The following is a 22,536-nucleotide window of genomic DNA, read 5'->3' as shown; positions in this document are numbered from 1 at the left end:
CCCTCTTGTCCGTCTTTGCCTGTTCCCAGCAGTAATCGCATATGTTTACCGAAACGGGAACTATCTGGTTTATTCGTGCGTACAGCGCGCTTATCAAGGTAAACAATCAGGCAGAACAAGGCAGTCCGTCCCCCCAATGGCAAAAATCGCATATATTCTGCTATGCCATAAAGACCCCGAGGCGATCATCCAGCAGGCTGAGCGGCTGACGGCGGCCGGCGACTGCATGGCGATCCACTTTGACGGGCGGGCAGCGCCGGAGGATTACCAGCTGATCCGGTCGGAGCTTGCAGACAACCCCAACGTTACCTTTGCCAAGAAGCGCATCAAATGCGGCTGGGGCGAGTGGTCGCTGGTCGAGGCGACGCTGCATGCGCTGCGCAGCGCCGTGGAGGAGTTTCCGCGCGCCACCCATTTCTACATGCTGTCGGGCGATTGCATGGCGGTGAAAACGGCGGAATACGCCCACCAGTTCCTGGATGCGCACGACAAGGATTTCATCGAGAGCTTCGACTTCTTCGAAAGCGACTGGATCAAGACCGGCATGAAGGAGGAGCGGCTGATCTACCGGCACTTCTTCAACGAGCGCAAGCACAAGCAGCTGTTTTACTGGAGCCACGGCCTGCAGAAGCGGCTGGGGCTGCAGCGGGAGATTCCCGCCGATATTCAGGTGCAGATCGGCAGCCAGTGGTGGTGCCTGCGCCGCCGCACGGTCGAATGGATCCTGGGTTTCATCCGCAAGCGCCGCGACGTGATGCGCTTTTTCCGCACCACATGGATTCCGGACGAGACCTTCTTTCAAACCCTGGTGCGCCACTTGATCCCGGAAGCGGAGATCGAAACCCGCACCCTCACCTTCCTGATGTTCACCGACTACGGGATGCCGGTGAACTTCTACAATGATCACTATGACCTGCTGCTCAGCCAGGACTTTCTGTTTGCCCGCAAAATCAGCCCCGAGGCCAAGGAGCTGAAGTCGCGGCTCGGGCGGCTCTATGCGGCGCAGGGGGTGGACTTCCAGATCTCCAACGAGGGCAGAAGCCTCTACAAGTTCCTGGCCCAGCGCGGGCGCGACGGTCGCCGCTTTGCGCCCAGGTTCTGGGAAACCGAAAGCACCCTGGGCCGTGAACGCGAGCTGCTGATCGTGGTCTGCAAGAAATGGCATGTCGCCAAGCGGCTGCTGGAACAGATCCGGCAGGTCACCAACATCCCGGCAATCGAATACCTGTTCAACGAGGAAGACACCCCGCTGCCCGACCTCGGCGGCATTCAGGCGGCGCTGATGAAACGCACCCGTCACCGCCGGGCGTTGATGCGGATGCTGTTCGAATACTATGAATCCGATCAGCTGATCATCTGCCTGGACCCCGGCGCCATCGACCTGATGAACGATTTCCATTCAGACCGGTCATCGACCCGCTTTCTGCACATCGAATGCGATTTCAGCGACGACTACCTGATCGGCCATGCCCGCCGGGTCGGACTGGCAGGCGAACGCACGCCGCAGCTGACGCTCGAACGGCTGCTGCCAACGATCCGCAACGACATCCTGCATGAAAACGACCGCATCCGCGATGCGGGCTTCGGCCAGCTCTACGAAATACGGGAGAGCAGCAGCGTGGAGGAAAACGCGGACCAGCTCAGCGGCTTTCTGAACCTGTCCGGCGATCAGTCCCGGCAAATTGCCGGGACCAGTTATCTTTTTGCAGACTGAGCGGGACGCGGCCCTGCGCTGCCGGGCGAGAGGGCCAGGTCTCAGTCTTCCAGCGCGTTGATCATGTCGACGCGGGTGCCGTGGCGGCCGCCTTCGAATTCCGTGCCCAGAAAGGCATCGACGATTTCCAGCGCCAGCCCTTCACCAACCACGCGGGCGCCGATCGACAGCATGTTGGCATTGTTATGGGCACGGATCATCTTGGCTGAAAACGTGTCGGAGCAGACACCGCAGCGGATGCCCTTCACCTTGTTCGCCGCCATCATGATGCCCTGGCCGGTGCCGCACAGGACAATGCCCAGAGTGCAGTCGCCAGAGGCCACCAGCTGTGCCGCGGCGGCGCCGTGCTTGGGATAATGGGTGCTCTCAGGGGTTTGCGGGCCGATGTCCTCGACCTCCCAGCCCTGCGCTTCGATATGGGCGGCAACGGCCTTGCGCAGCTCGATGGCGGCGTGGTCGCTGGAAAGGGCAATGCGTTTGCTGGCAGTCATGGTCTGATGGTCCTGTGTCGCAACGGGGGTATGAGGCTTGGCCCCGTGTTGACCAAGGGACGGGCGCGGCGTCAATCCCTTTATCGCCGCAGGCCCGGACCAGAAGGGAGCGGAGGGCCCGCGGGAGGCCCTCCGACAGATCAGATTTCCACTTCGACCCGGCCAATCGGGTTGGAGCAGCAGGCCAGGATATACCCTGCCTCCACGTCCTCTTCCGAGATGCCGCCGTTGTGGACCATATGCACGTCGCCTGCGGTCTTCTTGACCTTGCAGGTGCCGCAAATGCCGAAGGTGCATCCCGACGGGATGTTGAGGCCCGACGCCTTGGCCACTGCCAGCACGGTGTCGGTCTCGGTGCAGGTTGCGGTGACGCCCGACGCTGCAAAAGTGATCTCGGCGGCGGCGGTTTCTGCCGGAACAACATCGTCCAGCTCCGGCGCATCTGCCTCTGTCTCCACCGGCGCGCCAAAGCTTTCCTGGTTGTAGTTCTCCATGTCGAAGCCCAGACCGTTCAGCATGTCGCGCACCGCCTGCATGAACGGCTCCGGCCCGCAGCAATAGACCTCGCGCTCCAGGTAGTCACCGGCGATCAGGCCCAGCATGATCTGATTGAGCTGCCCGCGGTAGCCGGTCCAGACCTGATAGGGGTCGTCCTCCTCCACAACGAAGTGCAGCTTGATGCCCGGCACCCGCGCCGCCATGCCCTCAAGCTGGCGCCGGGCGATGATCTCGCTGGGGCGCTTGGCGCAGTTGATGAAACAGACGTCCGGCGATTGGCCGCGGTCGAACAGGTACTGGGTCATCGACAGGCTGGGTGTGATCCCGGAGCCTGCGGAGATGAACAGGAACTTGCCGTTCGGGCGCTTGGGCAGGGTGAACACGCCCGCCGGGCCGGAGGCCTTGAGGAACATGCCCGGTTTCAGGCTGTCCAGCATCCAGCGGGTGCCGATGCTGTCTCCTTGCGCCTTCACCGTCACTGAGATCGACAAGGGCCGCGACGGCGAGGAGCTGATCGTATAGGTCCGCCAGACTGTCTCCCCCGGCACCGGCAGCTCCAGGGTCAGGAACTGGCCCGGCTGGTATTTGAACCACGCGCCCGAAGGCGCGCGGAAGCTGAAGGTGGCGGTGTTCGGCGCTTCCGGCACGACAGAGACGCATTCCAGCATCTCGTCGTCCTTCCACGCCAGGGTTTCGTCCAGCGTCTCGAAGTTGGCCTGCAGTCCCATACGCTTACTCCGCCGCGATCAGGTGGCGGCCGGTCAGCGCGCGGGTCAGATGGTCGGCGTACCAGTTGGAGAACTGGATGACGCCGCTCTCCTGCACTTCCGAATAGGGACCGGGCTCATAAGCGGGCGAGTTGATGCCGCGCTGGTTGTCCTCTACCACGATGCGGTCCTCGTCGTTGGTGGCGACCCAGACCTCGGTCAGCCGCTTCAGGTCATAGTCCTGACCTTCCACCGCGTCCTTGTGCACCAGCCACTTGGTGGTGACTTCTGTCTCGGTCGGGCTGATCGGGGTCACCCGGAACACGATGGAATGATCTGGCAGGAAGTGGTTCCAGGTGGTCGGGTAATGGAACTTCAAGAGCGTGCCGGCATCGGCAAAGGGCACCCGGCCGAGTTTCTTGGCCACTGCCGCCTTGCCGTCCATGGTATAGCTCTCGGCGCCCTCGTTCAGTGGCATCCGCGCCACCCGGTACTGGCCGCGCGCATCGATCTGGAACTGTGCCGGCACGCCCGCCGCTTCGATCCGGTCGAAATGCTTTTGCAGATGCGGCGGGGTCTCACCGCCCTCGACGCCGGTCACCGACGGATCTTCCGGGAAGGTCCGGCACAGCGACGGGTGGTTGCCGCCGCAGTGGTAGCACTCGCGGTTGTTCTCCCAGACCAGCTTCCAGTTGCCGTTCTCGATGATTGAGCTTTCAAAGGCGACCTTGGCGTTGCCCAGGTCATGCGGCTCCAGATAGGGACGCGCAACCGCGGCGAAGGCATCGAAATCCGGCGCCTCATCCGCCAGGCAGATGTAGATCAGGCCGGCCAGGTCGCGGCAATGCACCGGCTTCAGCCCGTGTTTGGAGGCATCGAAATCCGGCCCCATGTCGCGCGCCCACAACAGCGAGCCGTCCAGCTCGTAGGTCCACTGGTGGTAGGGGCAGACCAGCTTGGGCGAATTGCCCTTCTTGGCCTTGCACACAACCGAACCGCGGTGGCGGCAGGCGTTGTGGAAGGCCCGCACCTCGCCATCGGTGCCGCGCACGATGATGACGTTATAGGTGCCGACTTGATGGGTCACGAAGTTGCCACCCTTCGGGATTTCGCAGGCCGGAATGGCAAACAGCCATTCGCGGTAGAAAATCTGGCGCATGTCCAGATCCAGCACGCCCGGATCGGTATAGAACGCCTGCTCCAGGGAATAGTTTTTCTGACGGGCGACCAGTTTGGCCAGAATTTCGCTGTCGTGAAGCATCTGCTTCTCTCCTTTGCCGCATCCCCGCGGCAGGTTGGCTTGGCTGCGGGCATGGATAGAGAGATTGCAGGCCACGCGCCTGCAACCGCCCCGCCGCCGCCCGCGGTTGACGTTTTCGGGGCAAGGCTGGTTTCCGGACTGTCCCGGGGCCATTCGGCGGCGGGGCCTGGCACCTTCCCGAAGCCGCTGCTTCAGTGGTTATTGCCATGCCTTGCCCGGGGTCACCGTTGCGGGGGCAGTGCCGGAATTTCACCAGCTTCCCAATTCTCCACCCCTAGGGGCGGCACCTTGCTGAAGCGGAAAATGCCCGAATCCCGCGCCGCCGGCGGAGACAAATCCGACCCGCCAAAACCGGAAAAAGACATGCATGTTTGCCATGCCTGCAGGGACAGGGATGTCCAGAATCTCAAACCGGCATCCGCCAGCCCGTTTGCGGCAAGCGCTTATCTTTCATGCGGTTAGGCGCTGCCAGCCGCTGCAGATCGATTCGCACGCAGCGAATCTTACGCTGGCCCCTTGGAACACGAATTGCATTTAACTATATGACGTATAGTTAAATGATATGCAGGAGAATCCGATGACCACCGGCCACGTCTTCATCGCCACCAGCCTCGACGGCTTCGTGGCCCGGCAGGACCATTCGCTGGACTGGCTGCTCAAACAGCCCGATGCCGAAGATGACGATGGCGGTTTTGCCGCCTTCATGGACAGCGTAGACGGGCTGGTCATGGGGACGGGCTCATTCCGCACCGTGCTGGGGTTCGGCCAATGGCCCTACACCAAACCGGTTGTGGTCCTCAGCAACAGCCTGAGTGAACAGGACATTCCCGAAGAGCTGAAGGACAAGGTGCGCCTCAGCACCGCCGCACCCGCAGACCTTATGCAGGAGCTGCAAGAGCAAGGCTGGACCCGCGCCTATGTCGACGGCGGCCGGATGGTGCAGTCCTTCCTGCGCCAGGGGCTGATCGCCGATCTGACCATCACAACGGTTCCGATCCTGATCGGCAGCGGCATCCCCCTGTTCGGCAGCCTGGACCGGGACATCGACCTCAAGGTGGCAAGCTCCCGCATCCTGCCCACCGGCATGGTCCAGACCACGTTCCAGGTGGCCTGACCAATGCCCCCGCGCATGGGTCGCCCGCCCAAGGGCAGCCGCACCCTCAGCAAGGATGATGTGCTGCAGAAAGCCTTGGAGCTGCTTGACGAAGGTGGCAGCAAGGCCCTCACGTTCAAGGCACTGGCTGCGGCGCTTGGCGTCACCCCTATGGCCGTTGCCCATCACGCCGGCACCAGGGACGAGATGATTGCATCCCTCGTCGCCATTGCATTTGAAGGCGCGGATGCACCGTCAGAAGCGGCAACGCCCAAATTGCGGCTGCGTGACCTGATGACCCGCTATTGCACCCAGGTGACCCGGCACCCGGAACTTGCGAAATGCATCCTGGAAAACCCGTCCCTGATCGGTCCTGCCCTGACCGGGCTGACCCGGCTGATCGAGGCGGAAATCACCGCCGCAGGCGTATCCGGCTCAGAGGCCCGCACCCTTCTCTGCCTGCTGGTGGATTACACACACGGCTTCGCCTTCGCTGCCACTGCGGCACCACGCGGGGCGCTTGCGGCTGACGATTTCACCCCGTCACTGGACTGGGTGCTGGACCGGATCGAATAAACAAACGCGGGCCGCTTCAGGCCCGCGCATCCGTTTGTGTCTTTCAGAGCCGCCCATCCGGCGGCCCCTCCCGTCACTTCGATTTCCAGGTATCCAGCCAGCGCCGGAACCGGCCCTTGCGCTCAGCAATGGCATCGCCTGCCGCATAGAGGCTGTCCTCGGCGCTTTCGATCATCGGGTCGATCCGCGCCTGACGGAACCGGCGCCAGCGCACATAGATGGCCCACAACAGCGCCGCGAGCAGCACCAGGAAGATGATCGAGAACCAGTTGGTTGGCTTATCTTCCGGCCCCGCCACCGGCTTGATTGTCACCGCATTGGGGAAGATCGACAGGAACTCGTTGCGCCAGCCGTAATGCATCACCGCCACCCACTCCGGGTTCGCCTTGGTCGAGATGCTGTCATTGGCGTCCGTATAGAGGTTCGCAGTGTCGAACTTGAAATAGGGCGGCCAGTTCCAGCCGGTGTCCTCGTTGCGGTAGACCATATTGCGGCCGTTGGCGCGCACTGCCTGGATGAACTGCACATCGCGGTTGATCAGCTGCGCCGACTGGTCGTCGGGCTTGGACCAGAAAACCCGCGTCCAGTCGTTCAGCTCCTGCCGCTCCTCGTAGGTGTTGACGATCCGCACCACGTCATACTGCGGCAGCGTGTAATGCAGAAAGGCGCCGAACAGCACCCAGAAGGTAATCAGGAAAGCCCATTTGATGAAACGCATGGGGGTGGACCTCACATGAAGTTAATGACGTAGATCAGGAGCGCCAGCGCCCCCAGCGGAATGATATAGACCAGAAGGATCAGCTTGCGCCGGAACGAGTTGTCGTATTGTTTCAGCCCCCGCTGGATGAAGGCCGCGCGGTCGCCGGTCAACCCCTTCTCTTTCCAGCGCCGCTTAAGCTTCAGCCGCCGCATCTCGCGCGAATAGAGCGACACTGCGGCATAGACCACGGTCAGCACCACCAAGAGGATCAGGATCAGGCGGATAAAGCCGAACATCACTGTTGCTCCTGGGTTTTCACATCCAACACAGGTTCGCGCCCCGTCCCGAGGGTGGGCGTTTCACGCCCGCCGTCGTGCTGAAAGCACGCCTCCGGCATGACGGGGGCGGGTCGGGCGCGAACCGGATCGCAAGCGATCCGGGAAGAATTAAGTTTCTCCAATAGGACCATCCTATCGCCCCCTCACCCGGTTCACCGCGCCCCAGGGGCCGACCCGGTCAACCACCGCCTTGCGCCGGTTCCGCGGCAGCCGGGGCATCCGCCCCTCCATGTCCGGCTCATGCCCAAAAAGTGCGGCGCGCGCGCCGGCCTTGTCCACCGCATATTCCCGCGCCAGGAACTCCGCAGCATAGGCCTTCTTGGTCTCCGGCCAGCCGCAGTACTGGCGGTAGAACTCTTCCTTGTGGCAGATGAACATCTGGCGGAAGTCATGCGGGCACAGCTCCGCCAGCAGCATGTTGACCAGATCGCGGCACGGCGTGTCCGATGCCCGCAAGGAATAAAAATAGGCCGGATGATCCGAGGTGATCTTCGGCCACTTGCCGCCGCCCTCGGCCCAGCGCACCAGCGCTGCCAGCCCCTCGAACTCCTCCGGCAGTTCCTCCGCATGCCGCGCCGCCAGCCGCCTCAGGTCCGACCGCGACAAGCCGGTCAGATCGCGGCCCTTCTCTGTCAAAACCGAAGCCGCCAGGAACCCCATCTTCTGCCGCAGGATCGCCGCGCCATCAACGCCGCGCGCCCGGACCACCGGCTCGGCCAGCCCGTTCAGCTCCAGAAACTTGGCAATGGCATTGCGCTGGGTCAGGTCAAACACATGGCGCAACGGTACGCCTTCGGGCTTTGCCCCGCTGGCAATCACCGCCGGATGCTCCACGTCCTGAAACACATAGAGGCCGCCGAAATGCGCGGTCCAGAAGTTGCCCTGCTCAAAGACCTCATGCTCCAGATGCACCGGATTGCGGGTCACATCGCCGGTCTTCTCTGCGGTCGCAATCATCTCTCCGATCAGACCGTCATCAAACCAGGCATCCTCCCCGGTCTTGAACCGCTCCACCAGCTCCGCCAGACGGTCCGCATGGCGCAGCGTACCCTTGGTAGTATCCGCCTCGATCCGCACCTGGCGGATGTCGAACAGCTTGCGCGGCTCGGAGACCTCAAACACCGAATTCACCAGTTCCCCCGCCACCGCATCCGTCGCGGTCAGCGCAAACAGCTGGCGTTCATTCACCTCGATGAACCGGCGCAGAATGTCCCGGCTCGTGGAGAATTTCACGTGAAGCAGCGGGCAGCGCTTCTGCTCGGTCGATAGCAGAATGAACTGCCGGTTCACGCCCGCATGGTTCAGATAGTGATCATCCCCCAGCTCATCGCCGATCTCCGGCGAAAAGCCCGAGATATCGACGTGGAAATCCGTCAGAGCCGTGGTCTTACCGGTCAGATGCTTCAGCGCGCGGTTGTAGCGCTCCACCAGCGCGGGCGAGGCCACATGGAAGAGATTGCCGAACATCAGGCCATGCTGGATGAGGCGTTTCATGCTGCGTCACTTTCGTAAGAAATTTCCGTGTCTCTCAGATCTTTTTTGAGTCGTTCCCACTCCTGTTTGAGAACCAGTCGGCTCACTTTAACAAGTTCATCTTGCTTTGCTTGTACATTGACAAGATTGTAGTCGCGAATACCCGCGACAACCTTCTCCAGCTCAGGAATGTAGGGGTTTTGAGGATTAACTCTCATTAGGATTCTAGAAAGAGCCGCATTAAACGCTATCGTATTCTCTGCTCCTGAATTTGGTGCTAGAGACAAAGAAGAAAGCAATGCCAGATCATTTCGAAGCTCGTTAATCCAGGCTTGCCTGTAGTCGCTTAATTTCAGCTCCCTATCCAACCCCCTACGCACAACCTGCGCTTTCTGCGTGATTTTGGTTGCACGAACGGACGCGAACCAAGCTACGATTGCCGATAGGAGAGGAACCCCAATCAAGGAGATCAGGTCTTTATGTTTGGAAGCAAAATCAGAAATTAATTGAACGTATTCCATCACTCCTGCCTCTTAAAATACCAACTTGATACTTCTCCGTCTCGTCAAACCGAAGGTTTGCCTCCGGCAAAACGAGCGGGCGCTCCGCTTCCGCCCACGGTCAAGCACTGCCCTTGTCTTTTGCCCAATACTCATCAGGTTTCCTTCTGCACACGTGCACGGATGAATGATCGCCTGCCCAGGAACCAAGCCGCACCAAAAACGAGCGCTGAGATTGGAACCAGCACAACACACGACGCTGCCGTTCCAGCTGCCGCGAACTTCACATACTCAAAGAAGCTAACTGGGTTCGGAGACAAGTCAGGCAAAAATGCAAATCCAGCAACTACATATGCAGCAAGGCAAATGATCCCGGCCGGCAATAGTGTAAAGCCTGCTGCCCGCCACAAAACCGTCTCCTTGTTCCCGACTCTGTCGCCGTTGACCCACGCGGCTGGAAGGGTAAAGAGGGCGGCAAAAACCGTGACCACAATTCCAAGATATAAGAGGGCAATCCCCAAAGGTTATTTCCCCTCCAGATACCGCCGCTTGGCCTCTTCCTGCCGCCCGAAATCGCGCACCATGTTTTCAATCGCCACCTCATCCGACTTGTCGGCATAGCGGAACTCAGAGTCGGCGTAGCGGTTGATCTCCTGCACCACCATGTCGACCGTGATGGGCACCCGCAGCTCACCAATCATCGCCGATTTGGTCTCGTAATCCTTGAACAGGAACAGCTCCGGGTTCTCCATCCATTCGTCCGGCAGCTCGAAATCCATCGCCCGCACTTTGACCGCATCGGTGATGTTCTTGATGGCGCGGCCGGTGAAACGTTCATCCGCAGCCTGGATCGCCTTCAGGTACGTCCCCAGCTTGGCCAGATCATCCAGTTCCCCGATCTGGTCGTGCACCCGGCCAAAGACCTCCATCAGCCCCGGCTCCTGCGGGCGGTTGTGCGCCTCAAACGAGCGCGCGACCGCCTTCTTGATCTCCTGCGCGCCATAGAGGTCGTGCTCTCCCAGCGGGATCGCATGGTTCTTGCCCATCAAGAGCGTCAGGATGTCGATGTAATCCTCCCGCGTCTGCGGCCCGTCCACCAGGAACCGCGCCCCGGCCCGCTGGCGCAGGGCATCGTCCACATTCTCCGGGTAGTTGGAGAACATGCCGAAGGTGCAGTTGCCGCGCACCACGGTGTTGGCGCCGGCAAAGGCCTCCATGAACACCGCCGTCACCTCCTGCTGGCCCGCGCTGGACTGCCGGTCGCCGCGCTTGCCCGCGATTTGGTCGATGTCGTCGATGGTGCCAAAGCCGATCACGCCCGGGTCGATCACGTTCTGGATGAACGACTTGGCGTTCTGCCCCGACTTGCCCTGATAGCTGTCGATATTGTCGATGCCGAAGTTCTGGTAGCGGAAGGCGTAGCCCGCATTCTGGCAGTAATCATGGATCAGCCCCGCCATCATCTGAATGAGGGTGGTCTTACCCGTCCCCGGCTTGCCGTCACCCATGAAGGTGAAGATGAAGCCGCCCATCTCGGCAAACGGGTTCAGGCGGCGGTCGAAGTCATAGGCCATCAGCATCTTGGACAGCCTCAAGGCCTGGTACTTGGCGATATGGTTGCCAACCACCTCATGCGGCTTCTTGAACGCCATGGTGAGCGTTGTGGACTTCGCCTTCGCCGCCGGTTCGAAACTGCTGATGGTCAGGTCATCCGCCTCGACCCGCCAGGCCGCAGCAGTGAACGCCTCCAGCCGCGGCGCAGTCTGGGCGCGCAAGGCCGCCTTTTCCATCAGCTGCTCGGCATAACCCGCCGCAGCCGCAATCAGATGCGCATCATCGGGCGCGTGCAGCGCCAGCTTCTGGTCCAGCTCCCACAGCGCCCCGTGCAGCGCCAGCGGTGCGTTGTCGGTCAGCAGCTCCTCCACCTCGCCCACCTCGGCCTGCGCCTCGGACCCGTGCGGCGCCAGCAGATAGGCCGCGGCATTGGCAAACACATGCGCCGCAATCAGCGCCTCAGCGGCCAGCAGTTCGGTGAACTCCCCCTTGCGCGCCGCATCCAGGGACCCGGCCAAATTGGCCCGCTTCAGATCCGCCAGCCCGGATACATCCGCATAAGCCTCCCCCATTGCCAAGGAGACCGCCAAGGCGCGGCGCAAGGCATGCTGCAGGGTCGCCTGCAGGGGTGAGGTCAGCGGATCATCCTCATCCGCCGCCTCGATGCGGGCAATCAGATGCACGCCTTCGGGCCGCGCAGTGGAGCGTGTGACCAGCCCGGGCGTGGTGGAGCGGAAGCGGCGGGTGCGGGCAATCCCGGGCGAACGTTCCGGCGCCTTGCCCTCCACAGCAGGCTTGGCAATGCGCGGGGTGTGGTCAAACCCCTCCAGCATCGCCGCCGCAGCCGCGTAATGCTTGCGGATATCCTCTTCCCGCAGCTCCATCTGATTGCCTGAAATGCTCATCTCTCTCTCCTTCAGAGGCCCGCGACCAACTGATAAATTTCAATTTCTTCTATCCGGCCTGCTTCTTCGCGGTAGCACACCCAACGATTGCCACCTCCCCAAAAGCCGTAAACCAGTGACTTCCGCATGCAATGCGGCAGTGGCACGGGCCGATGCGGAGTAGACCTGAAAGCCGGGCCGCTTTCTTTGAACCCGCGCCATCCGAGATCGCGCTGCAAGTCCTCAACGGTGCTCCCAACAGGATAGCGGCTCACAGTCTCCGCTTTGAACGCATTCAGATCCTGAGCCAGGTACCCGCTGCAACCTCCCGTCAAAGCTATCAGCATCAATACTCCCGCAATCCGCATTGGCCCTCCAACTTAAACAATCTTCATCTGGCTAAAAATATCCCCGTCCCGCTGCCCGGCAGGCGGCTTTGCCGCCGAGAGGGGAGGCTCCGCTGTAGGCAACACGCGCCGGCACTCAATACCGCAGCACCTGCCCGGCGTCGCTCACCACGAACTTCTGCACATCCGCAAATCCCGGCGGGTCCAGCTCTGCCAGCACCTGGAACGGGCGCTGCGGCAGGATGATCGCGCGCTGTGTCCGCGTTGCCCCGGTATCCGCGCCGCGCCCGCCAAAGGGGTCGAGCGCAAAGATCTCCCGCTCCACGGTGCCGAACCAGCCTGCGCGTTCCTCACGCACGTCTTCGCTTTCCAGCTCCTCCAGCGTCCAGGCCAGCGCCCAGTCCTGGCCCGCGGGCGCCTCCGCCTCCTCCAGCACCCGGTGCAGCGGGCCGGACTGCTCGGTATAGGCAGAGGAATACATCGGCCCGACGTGGTAGCGGCGCAGATACTTGGGGTGGAGGTCATCGAAATCCTCGTCAAACCCCTTGGCAATCGTCACCAGCTTCAGCCCCGCCAGCGCCTGGGCCATCAGATGCGCCTGCACTTCCGGCCAGCGCCGCTCGTCCTTGGGCAGCGCCACCTTGCCGCTGTCCTCCAACTCCATCAGGTAGATCACCGGCAGGTTCACCTGGCTGTCATAAGCCGCCCAATGCAGCAGAAAGCGCCGCCGCCTCTCGCCGATGTTTTCCAGCCATTCGCAGACCGGATCGTTCTGGGTCCAGAACAGCTCCCCCTTCACCAGCTCCTGATAATAAAGCCGCTGCGACAGGGCGAATTGCAGTTTCGAGGGCACCGTGCGGTCTGAGATGATGGTGCGCACCATATCGTCCTTCAACTGCGCCTCACTCGCCATATTGGCCAGATGCCGCTCCGCCTGCTGGGCGTCGTTGGCCATGGTCATGAGTTCCGCGGCAACCGGAAAGCCGCTGTCGCGCTTGTCCATCGCCAGGCTGCCAAAGAAGCGGCCCGTATCGCGCCCCGCCATCAGGTATTTCATCGACAGAGCGCGGAAGGTGAAGTTCAGCCGCATCAGGTAGGCCGTCAGCACCTTCACATCGGACTTCGAAAGCCGCCCCTCCGCCTGCATCGCCGCCGCCACCCGGGTCAGATGCCGGATGATGGTCTCAAACTTCTTGAAGTACCGGCGCGAGGCGAAGGTATCGCTGAGGCCCGCGTGGTCGTGCGAGGGATCGGTCATGCGCACGCCCTTCTCAGTTCAACAGACGATTTCGCATGCAAGAAACCCGCCAGAATGGCAAAGACCCAAAATCCCACAGCACCAACCCAGGGCAGCCATCCTGTGTGAAGCAATAGAAATCCTGTGAAAGACAAGCTGGCGACGACAAACCAATTCCGCTTGAAGAATTGCAGCCAAACCTCGCGCGACCGCATTGCATCGCTTGCTGACAAGCAGTGTTTCGGCTCCACAATTGGATCGAGTGAAACCGGAAACCTGGCTGCAAAAACCAGCAGCATCGGCGTCAGCATCCAAATCGCAGCGACAGCAACCCATGTATGCCCGGCCCAAATTCCATAGAAAAACAGCGCCATAAAAACACATGCCGCGAACAGCCGGACGAAGCGGTTTACACCTAGCTGTCTGCGGCGCGAGGTGAAGGTATCGCTGAGGCCGGCGTGGTCGTGCGAGGGATCGGTCATTGCTTAGGCTTCATGTAGTTTTCGCCAAATATGCGCTTGGCATGGTCCTCTCCGTACAGGTTTGCCGTGCCTTCCCCTAGGCCATAGTCGCGGAAAGAGTCCGCACAGGCCTGAATGAACCAAAGAAAGGCAATCACAATGCCGATAAAGGCAAAGACACTTGCCACCATCGCAAAGGCCGGAGCACCGAGGAGATAGGCCATTGCGCTGCACAGCGTGAACCCAGACAGCCCTATGCCAACCATAATTCTGAACATCCGTTTTTCGAACTTTGTCATGTGCACACCAGTGTTTACGGCTTTCTCCAGCCAGCGTTGTGGGCCGAGGTGTCTAACCAATCCGCTCCTTAGAAAGTTCCCAGGCAAAGATTGCGAACACTCCCGCTACTGTGGCCACAACCCAGCCTGCAAAAGGGCCTCCGACGGCGAAGTAGAGAACAGCCAAAGTTCCAAAAATAACCGCCAGCACGCTCCACCAGAACCAGTTCGGCGGACACGGGATATTCAGGAACTCAAGCCAATCCAAGCTCACCCCCCATACAGGTTCTTGTCGTGCTTCTCGACAATCGCCGCGAACCGGCGGGCAAAGCGTTCATCCGCCTTGGCCTTCTTCTCCAGCACGTCGCGGGCAAACACCATGTTGCCTTCATGCGCTTCCAGCATGTCGGCCATCTTCTGGTTGGTCGCGGTGCCGATCGCCGCCATTGCGGTCTGGGCTTCCTTGTCGGTCTGCACGCCGATCTCGTTGATCCGGTGCGCCACATCCTGCTGCTGCGCGGTCTTCAGCGATTTGGTCAGCGCATCATACAGCACCACCCGCTGCTGCGTGTCCGTCTGCAGCTTGTTGATCAGCACCATCTGCGTCGCCGCCTGGTTCTGCAGGCTGTCGACCCAGGTTTTGCCCTTCTCGATATAGCGCTCCAGCGTCTGGGACTTGGCAAGCTTCACCTGCTCCTCCTGCACCAGCGCGTTGTATTTGGCGTTGATGTCGGCCAGTTCGGTCTCCAGCTTGGTGCGTGCCGCCGCGTCTTGCTCGACCGCGATCTTGTTCTCCAGCTCGATGATCTGCGGGTCCAGCGCCACGATCTGGGCGCGCACGCCCTCCAGCTCCTGCACCGTGAACTCGCGGTCGTCCAGGGTTGCGGACAGATTGGTCTGCACCTTCTCGCGCTGTTCTTCCAGGGTGGCCAGCTGGCCTTCCAGCAGCTTCACGATCACATCCGACTTGGCAATCAGGTCCTGCAGCTTGTCGTCGATATTTGCCGTGCGCATCCGCTCCTGGCGCATCGAGTCCGACTTGCCGCGACTGAAGAAGCCGACAAAGCTCTCCCAGCCGGTCTTGTTGCGCATCTCGTCAAAATCCTTGGAAAACGCCGCCGTCACATCATCGAGCCCCATGATCAGCTCGGCAATATTGGCGTTCATCACCTCGGTATGCGCATGCACGTCTTCCAGGGTGGCGTTTTCGATGTCGATGCTGGCGTCCTCACCGGCCTCGATCTTGCTGCGCGCCGCTTCGATGCGCGAGGTCAGCGCCTCGATCCTGGACTGCGACTCGCGCACCTTGTCCTGGCTGTCCGCCACCATTTTCTCAAATTGGGACACACTCATCGCATCCGCTCCTTCCCTGTCAAATACCTGATCCTGATATGGGGATGTAAAAGGGTTTTACATCCCCTGAGGCGGCGCAATTCCACCCGTTTCAAATGCACTGTTGCAGACAGGCCGCACAAAGAAAAGCCCCGGAGGATCCCCCCGGGGCTGCATTGCGGAAACTGGCTGTTTCACATTGTCAGTTGCTTGCCCAGCACCAGGAATGTCATCATCCCGAAGGGCGGAATGCTTTCCTGCACCTCGACCTGCAGCCGGTCCTCCTGCAGCACCGTTTCCAGCGCAAAGTCCGAATGCCAGCCAATCACATTGGCCAGGGGGGCTGACAGCTTCTCCAGCGAGGCCCGCACCCCTTTGCCGCTCTTGAAATGGTTGGTGATCACGACCTTGCCGCCTGGTTTCAGAACCCGCGCAATCTCATGCATCACCTTGTCCGGGTCCGGCACCACCGACAGCACATGCATCGCCGCCACCGTGTCAAACGAGTTGTCCGGGAAATCCAGCTGCCGGGCATCCATCTGCCGCAGCGCCTCCACCTGTTTCAGCCCCAGCTCCTGCACCTTTCCTTGGGCCTTCTTCAGCATGTCATGGCTGAAATCGATCCCCGTCACCTGCAGATGCGGCGCGTAATGCTGCAGGGACAAGCCGGTGCCGACCCCGACCTCCAGCACACTGCCCTCGCGGGAATTGATGTAACGGGTCGCCCTGCGGCGGCCAGAGCGCGTCACCGCGCCAAATGTCCTGTCATACACCGGCGCCCAGCGCGCGTATGACTCCTCAACTGCTTTGATATCCAATTCGTCCCTCCCCGGACGTCTTGGGCTAGTCTTTTGGCTTGGAAACCAGCCCCCAAATCACCATCGCAACGTAGCCAAGGCATAGCACAACCAGCACGGTCCATGCATAGGTCAGTAATGCCGCAGCCATGAAGGCAAAGCCCACAAGCAGGTACTTAACATTCTCACGTGAAATTTTAACTGCTTTCGGCGACCAGGTCGGAATGTGGCTGATCATTGCCAGCCCCACCAGCACCATGGTGAGACAGATCAGCAGCTCATGCAGCACCGGTTCGCGGCTGCCATAGGCAAAGGAGGCAAACATCGGCAGCAGCGCCAGCAGCGCTCCGGCAGGCGAAGGGATGCCCTCAAAGTACCCCTTGCGCAGCTTCGGCGCGTCTTCCTCCGACTTGGCAGACACATTGAACCGCGCCAGCCGCACCACACAGCAGACCGAGAACACCAGCACTGAAATCCAGCCGATCCCGCGCATGTCCTGCAGCGCCCAGAAATAGATCACCAGTGGCGTCGCCACGCCGAAGTTCAGGAAGTCAGCCAGCGAATCCAGCTCCGCTCCCATCTTGCTGACGCTGCGCAGCGCCCGTGCCAGCCGCCCGTCCAGCCCGTCCAGCACCGCCGCCAGCAGGATCAGCATCACCGCCAGCCCGTAATTGCCGTAAACCGCAGACCGGATCGCCGACAGGCCCGCACAGATGGCACCGATGGTCATCAGGTTCGGCATCAGCTGGATCAGCGCAAATTCCGATTTCTTCTTTTCCGGGGCGTCATACATGGCGGTGGCTCTTTCTTCCTCGCGGCGGCATGCAACCGTGCTGCAGCAAGAGGGTATCATATCGGCGGGCTATTCGGCGGGCGATGCCGTGGCGCACATATGCCCCAAGACCCGCCCCGGCGCAACGTCCGTGCCCCCTTGCCGGAACAGCTCTCGCCCGGCCGGCAGATCTGCGGACCAGCCCCTCCGGCAGCCTTGGCACCGGTATTCTCAGAAGCGCCGGCAGAAACGTCCCGCAGCACGTGCCTTTCCTTCATCATTTATTAGATAGGCATGAGGGATAAGCAGGTCAGTGGCATTTGCAATAAATGAGGACAAAATTTGCCTGGAAGTCATTCGCCTGCCCCTTCGCAAAAACACCAGAACCAGCCTGCACAGGACGCAGAATCCCTCTTACAATCCGCAAAATCTGAACCCCTGACCGACGGCGGCATCCGGACTTCGCAGCTCTTATCAGAGGCTCTCAGGATTGACCCCGGCCACCACGAGGTGCAGATCCTGCAGGAACGGCTGCATCAGACATTTGTGCCCCGCTGGCACTTCCCGATGCTGTCGGACACCGCCCGCAACAAGGCCTATGCCAAGGCCATCGCAGCCAAGGTGAAGCCCGGCGACGTGGTTCTGGACATCGGCTGCGGCGCTGGTTTGACCGCCATGCTGGCGGCACGTGCGGGCGCGAAACATGTCTACACTTGCGAACAGCAGCCCCTGATCGCCCAGGCTGCGAAGCAGGTCATCGCGGACAACGGTCTCAGCAGCCGCATCACCGTCATCCCGAAATGGTCGCACGACATCGTGGTCGGTGAAGACATTCCAGAGCAGGCAGATGTCGTGATCTCGGAAATCGTCGATACGGTTCTGCTTGGCGAAGGTGCGCTTGCAACTCTCACCCACGCCATGGCCGCACTTGCCAAGCCGGATGCCCGCGCGATCCCCGAACGCGGAACGCTCATGGCGCAGCCGGTCGAAAGCGATGGGCTTCTGAACCTCTGGCGCCCGCATGAGGCAGAAGGTTTCGACCTCAGCGCCTTTCACAATTTTGCCCGCGTGGCGCAGCTCACACCGAACGACTTTGAGGCCTGCAGCCTGCGGCCCCTTGGCCCGGCAACAGATCTGTTCGAATTCGACTTCACCCGGCCAAACATCAATCCGGCGCGCGCTGCAAAAGACCTCGCCTGTTCCGAAACGGGCCGCATTCACGCAGTGCTTGTCAGCTTCAAAATGGACCTGGCCCCGGGGGTGCAAGTGGCAAACGGGCTGAAATCCGGCGGCCATTGGGGCCGCACCGCCTTTCTGCTCGACCAACCGGAAACGGCCAAGGCCGGGGACCGCCTGAGCGTAACCGCGCAGCACGACGCGTCTCAGCTGAGCCTGTCGGTGCGGGAACTCTTGCAAGCTGAGGAACAACCTGCTGCTGCGCTGTGGATGACCCAAGGTTGGAACGGGCACCGCCAGCTGCTGGCCGCCAGCGGTCCGTCGGTTCCGCAGACCCCGGTTTTCCCGCCGTCAGAGGCCGCGCGCACCCAGTCTCTGGGGCAAGCGCATTACTAGGATCAAGTCCGCCTGACGCCCTCCCCGGTGCACAGGCGGTGCACAGGGGGTGCACACATGGCACCCCCTGAATTTTCGCGTTCAGTCCGCCTCAGCCGACGACGTTGAACTCCGGCCCATAGGGGTATTTGGTGATGTTCTCGTTGCCATCCTCGTGGATGATCAGAATGTCATGCTCACGGTAGCCGCCGGCACCCGGCTGGCCATCGGCGATGGTCAGCATCGGCTCCATCGAGATCACCATTCCCGGCTCCAGCACCGTATCGATGTCCTCGCGCAGTTCCAGCCCCGCCTCGCGGCCATAGTAGTGCGACAGAACGCCGAACGAGTGGCCGTAGCCAAAGGTGCGGTACTGCAGCAGATCCTGCTCTTCAAAGAAGGCGTTGATCTTATGGGTGATTTCCGCGCAGCTCGCGCCCGGCTTCAGCAGCGAGATACCCAGCTCATGGGCCGCCACATTGGCCTCCCAGATGCGCAGGGAGTCGGCATCCACTTCCTTCACGAACATGGTCCGCTCCAGCGCGGTGTAATACCCTGAAATCATGGGGAAAGTATTCAGGGACAGGATGTCGCCGCGCTGCAGGGTGCGGCCCGTCACCGGGTTGTGGGCGCCGTCAGTGTTGATGCCCGACTGGAACCAGACCCAAGTGTCGCGGTACTCCGCATCCGGAAACCGCTTGGCAATCTCCAGCTCCATCGCATCACGGCCGGCCATCGCCACATCAATCTCCCGCGCGCCTTCCTTGACCGCGTCGCGGATCGCAAAGCCGCCCACATCGGCAACGGCGGCACCGGCCCGGATCATGTCCAGTTCAGCGGCGGATTTGCCCATCCGCTGGCGCATGGTCGGTTCATACAGGTCAACCAGCTGCGAGGGCTTCAGGAACCCCTCCAGCTTGGCCTTCTGCAGCAGCGTCAGGTGATCGCTCTCATAGCCGACCACCGCGCCCTCGCCCGATACCGACTTGATTGCACGCCAGAAATTGTCGCGCTGCCAGTCGGTGTAGGTGATGTTGTCGCAGAAAGAGCGGCGCCAGGGCTGGCCCGCGTCGATGCCGGCCGAGATGGTCACGGCTTCGCTTGCGGTCACCACCAGGCCGTAAGGGCGGCCAAAGGCGCAGTAGGTGAAGCCCGAGTAGTAGGAGATGTTGTGCATCGAGGTGAAGACAGCAGCGCTCACCCCTGTTTCAGCCATGATTTTGCGCAGGCCCGCGATCCGCGCCTCGTACTCGGAGACAGCAAATTGCAGCGGCGCCTTCTCACCATTGTGAAAACGGTACATTTCAGGACGTGCAGTCATATCAGACCCTTCCTTCTTACAAGAAAGGTCCCGGCGTTCAGGACAGTTTTGGAATGCGGGGGCTGGCATGTATTCCATGCGGCGACGCCATCGCCTGGCCCTTGAGCCGGAAGATGCGGCGGAAAGGGGATTCTGGCAAGAACTATTTTCGCCCTGTTCAGAGAGGGCGTTTCTGCCCCCTCCAAGCCCTCAATTCACGATCAGCGCCACCAGATCGCTGTCCGGGTCGGCCAGCGGGTCGATCACGTTGAAATGATGCTTGCCAAAGGCAATCACATGATCCGCACCCCAGGCCTCCACCAGCCAGACCGCCTGATCCAGAAACGCCGGGCGTTCCTCGCCGCCGACCCAGACGGTGACCTCTGCCTCATAGCGGTCTTGCATCTCCACCGGGCTTTCTGCCACCGCAGCAGCCGAATCCATCTTGAACTTCTGGTTCATCGTGGTGCGCAACAAGGGCAGCAGATCCGACAGCGGCGAGATTGGGATCACTGTTTTGATCCGCGCGCCCACATCCGCCGGCAGCAGCGCCTTGTCCAGCATCCGCGCTACAAGGTGACCACCCGCCGAATGGCCAGCCAGCGCAATCGGGCCCTCCACTTCCTCCGCAACCCGCGTCACCGCGGCCGCAATTTGCCGGGTGATATCGGCAATCCGCACCTCCGGGCACAGGTCGTAGGACGGCATCGCCACCGCCCATCCGTGCGACAGGGCGCCGCGCGCCAGATGCGACCAGGAACTTTTATCGAAAGCCAGCCAATAGCCGCCGTGGACAAAGACAAACAGTCCCTTGGCGGCGCCTTCAGGCAGGAACAGGTCAAAGGTCTGCCGCTCCCCCTCGCCATAAGGAATGTTCAGCCGGGCGCGCTCATGCAGGCTGTTGCGGAAATCCTCCGCCGAGGCCGCCCAGCGCGGCGGGTACTTGTCGGCATTCTCGATATAGGCCCCGTTGGCATAGGCATCATCCAATTCCATGCCCAATCTCCCCTGTTCTTATTCTTTGCGGCTACCAGACAGTCTGGCACAGCACATGTCAAATTGCTTGGCTCAAAATCTTTGCCCGGAATTTGATCAAATTCTGGACTCATCAATCCTTCTGGACATATCAAGGCACAACTGCTTTGCATTCCGCAACAGAACACCCGGGAGGCCCGCCATGCTTGACGCAACCACTGACCTGAAATCCCTTCTCAAAGACCCCAGCCTGCTGGAAACCCGCGCTTATATCGGCGGCCAGTTTACCGACGGCGAAGGCACCTTTGACGTATCCAACCCGGCCCGCGGCGACGTGATCGCCCAGGTCGCCGACACCAGCCGCGCGCAGGTTGCCGGTGCCATTACCCAGGCCGATGCCGCGCAAAAGGACTGGGCCAAGTGGACCGGCAAGGAGCGCGCCAATGTGATGCGCAAGTGGTTCGAGCTGATGATGGAAAACCAGGAGGATCTGGCAGTGATCCTGACCGCCGAGATGGGCAAGCCGCTGGCGGAATCCCGCGGCGAGATCGCCTATGGCGCATCTTTCATCGAGTTCTTCGCGGAAGAGGCCAAGCGGATCTACGGCGAGACCATCCCCGGCCACCAGCGCGACAAGCGCATCACCGTGCTGAAGCAGCCGATTGGTGTTGCCGCCTCGATCACTCCCTGGAACTTCCCCAACGCGATGATCACCCGCAAGGCAGGCCCGGCGCTGGCCGCCGGCTGTTCCTTTGTCGCCCGTCCCGCCGCGGAAACCCCGCTGTCGGCGATTGTGCTGGCAGTTCTGGCCGACCGGGCCGGCATTCCGGCGGGCGTGTTCAGCGTTGTGCCGTCGTCGCGCGCTTCCGACATCGGCAAGGAGTTCTGCGAGAACGACGCGGTGCGCAAGCTGACCTTCACCGGCTCCACCGAGGTCGGCCGCATCCTGCTGCGCCAGGCAGCAGACACGGTGATGAAATGCTCGATGGAGCTGGGCGGCAACGCGCCGTTCATCGTGTTTGACGACGCCGATCTGGACGCCGCCGTCGAAGGCGCCATCATGTGCAAGTTCCGCAACAACGGCCAGACCTGCGTCTGCGCCAACCGGATCTATGTGCAGGCTGGCGTTTACGATGCCTTTGCGGAGAAGCTGAAAGCCGCGGTCGAGAAAATGAACGTCGGCGACGGTCTCAAGGACGGCATCCACTTCGGCCCGCTGATCAACAAGGAAGCGGTCGAGAAGGTGCAGGAGCATATCGCCGATGCTACCTCCAAGGGCGGCGAAGTGATCCTGGGCGGCAACCCGTCGGAACTGGGCGGCAGCTTCTTCCAGCCGACCATCGTCAAGGGCGCAACCCAGGAGATGGCCTTTGCCACCGACGAGACCTTTGGCCCGCTGGCCCCGCTGTTCAAGTTCGAGGACGAGGATGAGGTGATCGCTATGGCCAATGACACCATCTTTGGCCTTGCGTCCTATTTCTACGCCAAGGACCTCTCCCGTGTATACAAGGTGGCCGAGGCGCTGGAATACGGGATCGTCGGGGTCAACACCGGCATCATCTCCACCGAGGTGGCCCCATTCGGCGGCGTCAAGCAGTCCGGCCTGGGCCGCGAAGGCAGCCACCACGGCATCGAAGATTACCTGGAGATGAAATACATCTGCATGGCGGTCTGAACCGCCCCGCGGATCAGGGCAG

General features: G+C 61.3%; 22 protein-coding genes and 1 riboswitch. Of the genes, 5 read left to right on the top strand and 17 right to left on the bottom strand.

What is annotated here, in order from left to right:
* Positions 1-136 precede the first annotated feature (136 nt).
* Positions 137-1,714, top strand: coding sequence for a DUF5928 domain-containing protein (locus tag RA25_RS15715; protein ID WP_019297321.1), 1,578 nt, complete (start codon positions 137-139; stop codon positions 1,712-1,714).
* Positions 1,715-1,755: 41 nt separating this feature from the next.
* Here RA25_RS15715 and rpiB read toward each other — a convergent pair whose 3' ends face one another.
* The 3 genes from rpiB to RA25_RS15700 form a co-directional block, all read right to left on the bottom strand.
* Positions 1,756-2,205: a ribose 5-phosphate isomerase B gene (rpiB, locus tag RA25_RS15710; protein WP_019297322.1), complete on the bottom strand. Its 450-nt coding sequence runs from the start codon at positions 2,203-2,205 to the stop codon at positions 1,756-1,758.
* 140 nt (positions 2,206-2,345) lie between these two features.
* On the bottom strand, positions 2,346-3,431 hold the full coding sequence (locus tag RA25_RS15705; protein WP_039149637.1) for a hybrid-cluster NAD(P)-dependent oxidoreductase: 1,086 nt from the start codon (positions 3,429-3,431) through the stop codon (positions 2,346-2,348).
* A gap of 4 nt (positions 3,432-3,435) precedes the next feature.
* Entirely contained in the window at positions 3,436-4,671 is a 1,236-nt protein-coding gene (locus RA25_RS15700) for an aromatic ring-hydroxylating oxygenase subunit alpha (RefSeq protein ID WP_039173675.1), read from the bottom strand.
* Between the two features lie 107 nt (positions 4,672-4,778).
* Positions 4,779-4,977: riboswitch (cobalamin riboswitch) on the bottom strand.
* A gap of 256 nt (positions 4,978-5,233) precedes the next feature.
* On the opposite strand from RA25_RS15700, the gene RA25_RS15695 reads away from it, so the two are divergent.
* Entirely contained in the window at positions 5,234-5,785 is a 552-nt protein-coding gene (locus RA25_RS15695) for a dihydrofolate reductase family protein (protein ID WP_241477425.1), read from the top strand.
* Between the two features lie 3 nt (positions 5,786-5,788).
* Positions 5,789-6,340, top strand: a complete 552-nt coding sequence (locus RA25_RS15690) for a TetR/AcrR family transcriptional regulator (RefSeq protein WP_052254273.1) — start codon at positions 5,789-5,791, stop codon at positions 6,338-6,340.
* A gap of 73 nt (positions 6,341-6,413) precedes the next feature.
* Here RA25_RS15690 and RA25_RS15685 read toward each other — a convergent pair whose 3' ends face one another.
* From RA25_RS15685 to pssA, 12 genes are all read right to left on the bottom strand, one after another.
* Positions 6,414-7,058 carry a DUF1523 family protein gene (locus tag RA25_RS15685; protein WP_019297328.1) on the bottom strand — a complete coding sequence of 215 codons (645 nt, stop codon included), beginning with the start codon at positions 7,056-7,058 and terminating at the stop codon, positions 6,414-6,416.
* A gap of 11 nt (positions 7,059-7,069) precedes the next feature.
* A complete protein-coding gene (locus tag RA25_RS15680) occupies positions 7,070-7,336 on the bottom strand; it encodes a hypothetical protein (RefSeq protein WP_019297329.1) in 267 nt (88 codons plus the stop codon).
* Between the two features lie 174 nt (positions 7,337-7,510).
* On the bottom strand, positions 7,511-8,872 hold the full coding sequence (locus tag RA25_RS15675) for a DUF6638 family protein (RefSeq protein WP_039173671.1): 1,362 nt from the start codon (positions 8,870-8,872) through the stop codon (positions 7,511-7,513).
* Positions 8,869-9,372 (bottom strand): hypothetical protein, encoded by a 504-nt coding sequence (locus RA25_RS15670; protein ID WP_039173669.1) that lies wholly within the window; start codon positions 9,370-9,372, stop codon positions 8,869-8,871. The genes RA25_RS15675 and RA25_RS15670 overlap by 4 nt, the downstream gene beginning before the upstream one ends.
* Before the next feature lie 134 nt (positions 9,373-9,506).
* Positions 9,507-9,872 carry a hypothetical protein gene (locus RA25_RS22775; RefSeq protein ID WP_152612220.1) on the bottom strand — a complete coding sequence of 122 codons (366 nt, stop codon included), beginning with the start codon at positions 9,870-9,872 and terminating at the stop codon, positions 9,507-9,509.
* Between the two features lie 3 nt (positions 9,873-9,875).
* Positions 9,876-11,810, bottom strand: coding sequence for an AAA family ATPase (locus tag RA25_RS15665; protein WP_039173667.1), 1,935 nt, complete (start codon positions 11,808-11,810; stop codon positions 9,876-9,878).
* A gap of 462 nt (positions 11,811-12,272) precedes the next feature.
* On the bottom strand, positions 12,273-13,394 hold the full coding sequence (locus RA25_RS15655; RefSeq protein ID WP_039173663.1) for a hypothetical protein: 1,122 nt from the start codon (positions 13,392-13,394) through the stop codon (positions 12,273-12,275).
* Entirely contained in the window at positions 13,391-13,855 is a 465-nt protein-coding gene (locus RA25_RS15650; protein ID WP_039173661.1) for a hypothetical protein, read from the bottom strand. The genes RA25_RS15655 and RA25_RS15650 overlap by 4 nt, the downstream gene beginning before the upstream one ends.
* A complete protein-coding gene (locus tag RA25_RS15645) occupies positions 13,852-14,133 on the bottom strand; it encodes a hypothetical protein (RefSeq protein ID WP_039173659.1) in 282 nt (93 codons plus the stop codon). Before RA25_RS15645 ends, RA25_RS15650 begins: the two co-directional genes overlap by 4 nt.
* Before the next feature lie 249 nt (positions 14,134-14,382).
* Entirely contained in the window at positions 14,383-15,465 is a 1,083-nt protein-coding gene (locus RA25_RS15640; RefSeq protein ID WP_019297337.1) for a hypothetical protein, read from the bottom strand.
* A gap of 173 nt (positions 15,466-15,638) precedes the next feature.
* Positions 15,639-16,262, bottom strand: a complete 624-nt coding sequence (locus RA25_RS15635; RefSeq protein ID WP_039173658.1) for a class I SAM-dependent methyltransferase — start codon at positions 16,260-16,262, stop codon at positions 15,639-15,641.
* Between the two features lie 25 nt (positions 16,263-16,287).
* Complete coding sequence (gene pssA / locus RA25_RS15630; RefSeq protein WP_019297339.1) at positions 16,288-17,034, bottom strand: CDP-diacylglycerol--serine O-phosphatidyltransferase; 747 nt, start codon at positions 17,032-17,034, stop codon at positions 16,288-16,290.
* A 321-nt stretch (positions 17,035-17,355) separates the two neighbouring features.
* Between pssA and RA25_RS15625 the strand changes: the two genes are divergently transcribed.
* Complete coding sequence (locus RA25_RS15625; protein ID WP_039173656.1) at positions 17,356-18,585, top strand: 50S ribosomal protein L11 methyltransferase; 1,230 nt, start codon at positions 17,356-17,358, stop codon at positions 18,583-18,585.
* A 91-nt stretch (positions 18,586-18,676) separates the two neighbouring features.
* Here the strand turns inward: RA25_RS15625 and RA25_RS15620 are convergent, their stop codons facing one another.
* Both RA25_RS15620 and RA25_RS15615 read right to left on the bottom strand, forming a co-directional pair.
* Complete coding sequence (locus RA25_RS15620; protein WP_019297341.1) at positions 18,677-19,885, bottom strand: aminopeptidase P family protein; 1,209 nt, start codon at positions 19,883-19,885, stop codon at positions 18,677-18,679.
* Positions 19,886-20,074: 189 nt separating this feature from the next.
* A complete protein-coding gene (locus RA25_RS15615) occupies positions 20,075-20,860 on the bottom strand; it encodes an alpha/beta hydrolase (RefSeq protein ID WP_039173654.1) in 786 nt (261 codons plus the stop codon).
* Between the two features lie 181 nt (positions 20,861-21,041).
* Here RA25_RS15615 and RA25_RS15610 point away from each other — a divergent pair, with 181 nt between their 5' ends.
* Positions 21,042-22,514, top strand: a complete 1,473-nt coding sequence (locus RA25_RS15610; protein ID WP_039151248.1) for an NAD-dependent succinate-semialdehyde dehydrogenase — start codon at positions 21,042-21,044, stop codon at positions 22,512-22,514.
* Positions 22,515-22,536 lie beyond the last annotated feature (22 nt).

This window comes from Leisingera sp. ANG-S5 (assembly GCF_000813925.1).
Lineage (GTDB): Bacteria > Pseudomonadota > Alphaproteobacteria > Rhodobacterales > Rhodobacteraceae > Leisingera.
Note: the sequence above shows the minus strand (reverse complement) of the source record. Positions and strands in the feature narration are given on the sequence as shown.